The organism is Pseudomonas sp. BCRC 81390 (assembly GCF_030341915.1).
Taxonomy (GTDB): Bacteria; Pseudomonadota; Gammaproteobacteria; order Pseudomonadales; family Pseudomonadaceae; genus Aquipseudomonas.
Genome location: NZ_JATAAG010000031.1, coordinates 1 through 1032, shown reverse-complemented (window position 1 = coordinate 1032; position 1032 = coordinate 1). Strand labels below are relative to the sequence as shown.

General features: G+C 66.7%; 1 protein-coding gene. It reads left to right on the top strand.

The annotated features are described in order from the left end of the window. Positions 1-1032 (top strand): Ig-like domain-containing protein (locus QSV36_RS12300; RefSeq protein WP_289131878.1); only part of this gene is annotated, 1032 nt, incomplete at both ends.

The window sequence follows — 1032 nt, the reverse complement described above, 5'->3', positions numbered from 1 at the left end:
CGGCCAGACCAGCCTGGTGACCATCAGCTTCAGCGAAGCGGTGAGCGGCTTCACGCTTGCTGACCTGACGGTGGCCAATGGCACCTTGAGTGGGCTGAGCAGCGTCGATGGTGGCGTGACCTGGACCGCGACCCTGACGCCGGCCAGCGGGATCACCGACACCAGCAACCTCATCACCCTGGACAACAGCGGCGTGTCCGACGCGGCGGGCAACGCCGGCAGCGGCAGTACCGCTTCGAACAACTACAGCATTGATAGCCAGCGCCCGACGGCGACCATCGTGCTGGCCGACAGTGCGTTGCGTGCTGGCGAGACGACCCAGGTCACCATCACCTTCAGCGAAGCGGTGAACGGCCTCGACCTGGCCGACCTCAGCGCGCAGAACGGCACCCTGGCCAACCTGGCCAGCAGCGACGGCGGCATCACCTGGACCGCGACCTTTACCCCGGCGCTGGCGGTGCAGGATGCCAGCAACGTCATCAGCCTGAACAACAGCGGCATCGCCGACCTGGCCGGCAACGTCGGCACCGGCACCACCCAGTCGGCCAACTACACGGTCAATACCGTGCTGCCCAGTGCCACCATCGTGGTCGCCGATAACGCGCTGCGTGCCGGTGAGTCGAGCCTGGTGACCATCACCTTCAGCGAGGCGGTGAGCGGCTTCGACAACAGCGACCTGAGCGTGAGCAACGGCAGCTTGAGTGCCGTGAGCAGCAGCGATGGCGGCGTGACCTGGACGGCGACGTTCACCCCGGCCGCCAACGTCGAGGACGCCAGCAACCTCATCAGCCTGGACAACAGCGGCGTGGTCGGCGCCTCCGGCAATGCCGGGGTCGGCACCACGGACTCCAACAACTATGCCATCGACACCCAGCGCCCAGCGGCCAGCATCGTGGTTGCCAACAGCAGCCTGGGCGCCGGCCAGACCAGCCTGGTGACCATCAGCTTCAGCGAAGCGGTGAGCGGCTTCACGCTTGCTGACCTGACGGTGGCCAATGGCACCTTGAGTGGGCTGAGCAGCGTCGATGGTGG